General features: G+C 35.1%; 4 protein-coding genes. 2 read left to right on the forward strand and 2 right to left on the reverse strand.

From position 1 onward, the window contains the following. Window positions 1-123: 123 nt before the first annotated feature. Complete coding sequence (locus AAC037_RS20030; protein ID WP_339905113.1) at window positions 124-1,071, reverse strand: UDP-glucuronic acid decarboxylase family protein; 948 nt, start codon at window positions 1,069-1,071, stop codon at window positions 124-126. A 246-nt stretch (window positions 1,072-1,317) separates the two neighbouring features. Between AAC037_RS20030 and AAC037_RS20035 the strand changes: the two genes are divergently transcribed. Then, a complete protein-coding gene (locus tag AAC037_RS20035) occupies window positions 1,318-2,037 on the forward strand; it encodes an NIPSNAP family protein (protein WP_339905114.1) in 720 nt (239 codons plus the stop codon). 123 nt (window positions 2,038-2,160) lie between these two features. On the opposite strand, the gene AAC037_RS20040 is transcribed toward AAC037_RS20035, so the two are convergent. Beyond that, a complete protein-coding gene (locus AAC037_RS20040) occupies window positions 2,161-3,030 on the reverse strand; it encodes a substrate-binding domain-containing protein (protein WP_339905115.1) in 870 nt (289 codons plus the stop codon). 199 nt (window positions 3,031-3,229) lie between these two features. Between AAC037_RS20040 and fbaA the strand changes: the two genes are divergently transcribed. Further along, window positions 3,230-4,291: a class II fructose-bisphosphate aldolase gene (fbaA, locus tag AAC037_RS20045; RefSeq protein ID WP_339905117.1), complete on the forward strand. Its 1,062-nt coding sequence runs from the start codon at window positions 3,230-3,232 to the stop codon at window positions 4,289-4,291. Window positions 4,292-4,711: the final 420 nt, after the last annotated feature.

Consider the following 4,711-nt stretch of genomic DNA (forward strand, 5'->3'; position numbering starts at 1 on the left):
ACAAAATTAAGTATTTAAAAAACTTATTTATGTATTTTAAATAACCATTTTATTTTAACAAAAAAGCATTGCCCTTTATTCAAGAACAATGCTGTAAGGTATCAAATAGTCTTTTGTCAATCACTAAACATTATCTTCCTTTAGGATAAGATCAAAATATTTTATGGTTTCAACCAAGCCTTCTTTTAATTGAACTTTTGGTTCCCAACCCAATTCTTTTTTTGCCAAATCAATGATTGGCTTTCTCTGCATGGGATCATCCTGTGGGAGTGGCAAGTATTTAAGCTTGCTTTTTGAACCTGTAAGTTCCAAAACGTTTTCAGCCAATTCCAACATGGTAAATTCTACAGGATTACCAATATTAATAGGTCCAATAACATCATTAGAACTATTCATTAATTTATACATCCCCGAAATTAAATCACTTACATATCCAAAACTCCTGGTTTGCATTCCATCTCCAAAAATGGTAATGTCTTCTCCTTTCAATGCCTGAACAATAAAATTACTCACCACACGTCCGTCCGATGGGTGCATTCTTGGCCCATAAGTATTAAAAATACGCATCACCTTGATATTTAAATTGTGCTGCCTATGATAATCAAAAAACAATGTTTCTGCACATCTCTTTCCTTCATCATAACAAGCTCTAGGGCCGGTAACACTGACACTTCCCTTATAGGATTCAGGTTGTGGATGTATTTCCGGATCACCATAAACCTCACTGGTACTTGCCTGTAAAATTTTAATTTTAAGCCTTTTCGCAAGACCCAACATATTTATGGCCCCTATCACACTTGTTTTAGTAGTCTGAACAGGGTCAAATTGATAATGAACCGGGCTAGCAGGACATGCAAGGTTATAAATTTCATCCACCTCTACATACAAAGGAAGCGTAACATCATGCCTTAAAAATTCAAAATTTTTATTCTCCAATAAATGGTGAATATTTCTTCTTCTGCCAGTAAAAAGGTTATCGGCACATATTACTTCATTGCCCTCCTCTAAAAGTTTGTCACAAAGGTGACTGCCCAAAAATCCAGCTCCACCAGTTACTAAAATCCTTTTCATTTTATAAAATAATTAGTTAAAAACTTAAATTCTAAAATTGCTGTTGTCTAAAATTCAAAAATAATAATATATTTCCCATTCAAATAACTTTTTCTTAATGATCCCAATAATATACTTAAATTTATCTGTCAATTACTTAATTTAACCAATAAATCCAATAAAATCATAAACAATATGAAATCCAATTCATGTCCCTTTAAGTTTTTTCCGTTATTATTCCTTCTTATAATAAGTTCCCTAACGCTTATGGCCCAAGATGGAAAAAAAGACTTGTATGAGTTAAGGGTATATCATTTAAAAAACCTTAAACAAGGGGAAATAACTGAAAACTATCTAGAAAAAGCTTTTATCCCGGCTGCCCACAGGGCTGGGGTTAAAAATGTTGGTGTTTTCAAACCATTACCTTCAGAACCTGATGCAGGGAAAAAAATCTACGTTTTTCTCCCCTTTACTAATTCAAAAGATTATTTCAGATTTCAAAGAAAATTAAAATCTGATCCAACACACCAAGAAGAGGGTAAAGCATATATTCAAGCAGCTTATGATAACCCTACCTTTAGTAGGATAGAAACCTCTTTAATGCAAGCATTTGAAACAAGGCCCAGAATGGCACTTCCAAAACTAAGTTCTCCGAAAAGTGAAAGAATTTACGAATTAAGAAGTTATGAATCTGCCACAGAACGACTCTATCACAAAAAAGTTAAAATGTTTAACGAAGGTGAAATTGATATCTTCGATGAATTGAATTTTAACGGCATTTTTTATGGAGAGCCATTGGCTGGAGCTAATATGCCTAACTTAGTGTACATGACAGCCTTTGAAAATTTAGAAGACAGGGATGCGCATTGGGATACTTTCAGTGATTATCCTGCTTGGTTATCACTTAAGGCCAATAGTGAATACGACAATACCGTGTCTAAAAACGATAAAAGATTATTGCGACCAACTTCTTACTCAGACTTTTAAAACTGCTTCAAAAAACCAAATAAACCGGTCATATAAAAAATGACCGGTTTATTTTTGTCTAAACACTATTTCTTATCAATTTATTTGCCACAAGATCAATCCGGTGGATAGACGAATTTAAAATTAAAAACGGAAATTAAAATTTTGGATGATTTCGCCAATAGCTACTTTTTTTTCAATAAGCCCTAAACCCATCAAGGTATCTAAAGTAGTGTCTATCTCTTGACTCGGGACTTCAGCTTCAACTGCCCAAATGGTTTGCTTGATCCATTCTTGTACATCTTCGGCATCAAGTCCATAAGCCCTACTAATTGGCAATACAAAGCTTTGCTTGTCATCCAAAATAGCTTTGTTAAGACTATAAATCTTCATTTGAATTTTTTGAAGTAGATCAGGTTTATGCTTCACCATTCCCTCGGAAGCTACAATAACAAAGCATGGCCAAGGTGTGGGTATTTCCCCTACCCTTTTAAAAAGCCCTCGATCCACCAATGGCTTGGTTGTATATTTTTCCCAAAGGAAGGCTTTAATTTTGGTTTCTTTAAAAGAATTAATGGCACCATCCAGATTATTAATAATTTCAAAATCAAGATCCTTAGGATTCCACCCTTCCCTTGTTGCTAGAAGATAGGACATTAAATGAGAGCCTGAACCTTTTCTGCTTATTAGAAAAGGGGCCTTTCTTAAATCTTCAATATTTTGTGCTTCAGAAAGTCCTGGCACATGAATCCCCCAAACCAAAGGAGACTTGACATGGTACCCAATGATTTTACCCGGGTTTCCATCTATTTTATCCTTCAAAAAACTTTCTGTAAGCACTATGGCTAAATCTGTAGAACCAGTTCTAATGGCCTTATTCATTGCGCCGGATCCTCTGGGTTCATCTTCCCATACCAAACTCACCTTATCTTTTAAAAAAGGTTGTTCTTTCACCAATAGTTGCCAGGGAAAATTAAAATGCTCTGGTACCCCTGTAATCCTTATTTGTTCCATAAAACAAATATATAAAGGAAATTTTATAGTTTCCAACCCTAAATTATGCCAAGAAAATTAATGAAATATTCGGTAAAAAAGTTTTTTTCAATCAAATCATAAGGTAATTGTTCCACACTATTTATATCTTTGAATTCCTAATCAATTACTTTGGTGGATTGATGCGGATCAAATTTAATACAACCATAAATTATTTAATATGAAATTCAAACCTGGAGTAAAGTACGGCGAAGAGCTTAAAGACCTATTGGCCTATGCCAAAGAAAGTGAATTTGCAATGCCAGCAGTAAACTGTATCAACAGTAATACTGTGAACGCTGTTTTAGAAACCGCAAAAAGGGTCAACTCCCCGGTAATGATTCAGTTTTCAAATGGTGGTGCTCAGTTTTATGCTGGTAAAGGTCTGCCAAATGACAAGCAACAAGCATCTGTGGCAGGTGGTGTTTCCGGTGCCCTGCATGTACATAAAATGGCTCAAGTATATGGTGTCCCTGTTGTTTTACACACAGATCACGCAGCAAAAAAATTACTTCCTTGGATAGATGGCTTACTTGAAGAAGGAAAAGCTTATTATGAGGCTTACAAAAGACCTCTTTTCAGCTCCCATATGTTGGATTTATCTGAAGAGTCTATTGAAGAGAATATCGAAACATCTGTAAAATATTTCAAGGAGTTTGCCAAAATTAAAATGGCCATTGAAATCGAACTTGGAGTAACAGGTGGAGAAGAAGATGGAGTAGACAATACAGAAATCGATAGCTCTAAACTATATACACAACCGGAAGAAGTAGCTTATGCTTATGAAGAGTTGAAAAAAGTGGACGACTTGTTTACTGTTGCTGCTGCTTTTGGAAACGTACATGGAGTTTATAAGCCGGGTAATGTATCATTGAAACCGATAATTTTGAAAAACTCTCAAGATTATATCAATGAGAAATTTGGAACTACCGGCAAACCTGTAAATTTCGTATTCCATGGTGGATCAGGATCTACAGTAGAAGAAATAAGAGAAGCTAATGGTTACGGTTCTGTAAAAATGAATATAGATACAGACCTTCAGTGGGCATTCTGGGAAGGGGTATTGAAATACTACCACAGCAAAGAAGGATATCTTCAAACCCAATTGGGAAATCCTGAAGGCGCAGACAATCCTAACAAAAAGTCTTATGACCCAAGGGTATGGCTTAGGAAAGGTGAAGAGAACTTCGGCAAAAGATTAGAACTTGCCTTTGATATGCTCAATGCATTGGATAGAAATTAAGTTTAAAAATTTCGATTTGATTGTAAAAGCTGCCCTATTTGGGCAGCTTTTTTTATTTTAGATTTATTGGAATCCCTTCTAAAGCTGCCACCTTATAATTTATTAGTAATACAATAAACACTATTTAAAAGGAAGCTTCCACTTACAAATCTTTTACGTTCCCCCTCGCAATAACGAGCGATTTAAAAAAAGCATCGAGTAGAAACTCGATGCTTTATATCTGTAGTCATGTTTCAGGTCAAACCTGTGCCTGAAACTATAACAATACCTTTGCTCAAGGGTTAAGCCATTTTGTCAAATAGGCTTTTCTATCGTTGCCATTTTTTACAGAAAGGGCTTTGATTTTTTCTTCTCCACCACGTTCAGGTAATAGGGAGTATTCTTTTTTCAATTCGGTATTTTCATGAAGTACCAAGGGAT

The organism is uncultured Cyclobacterium sp. (assembly GCF_963976465.1).
Taxonomy (GTDB): Bacteria; Bacteroidota; Bacteroidia; order Cytophagales; family Cyclobacteriaceae; genus Cyclobacterium.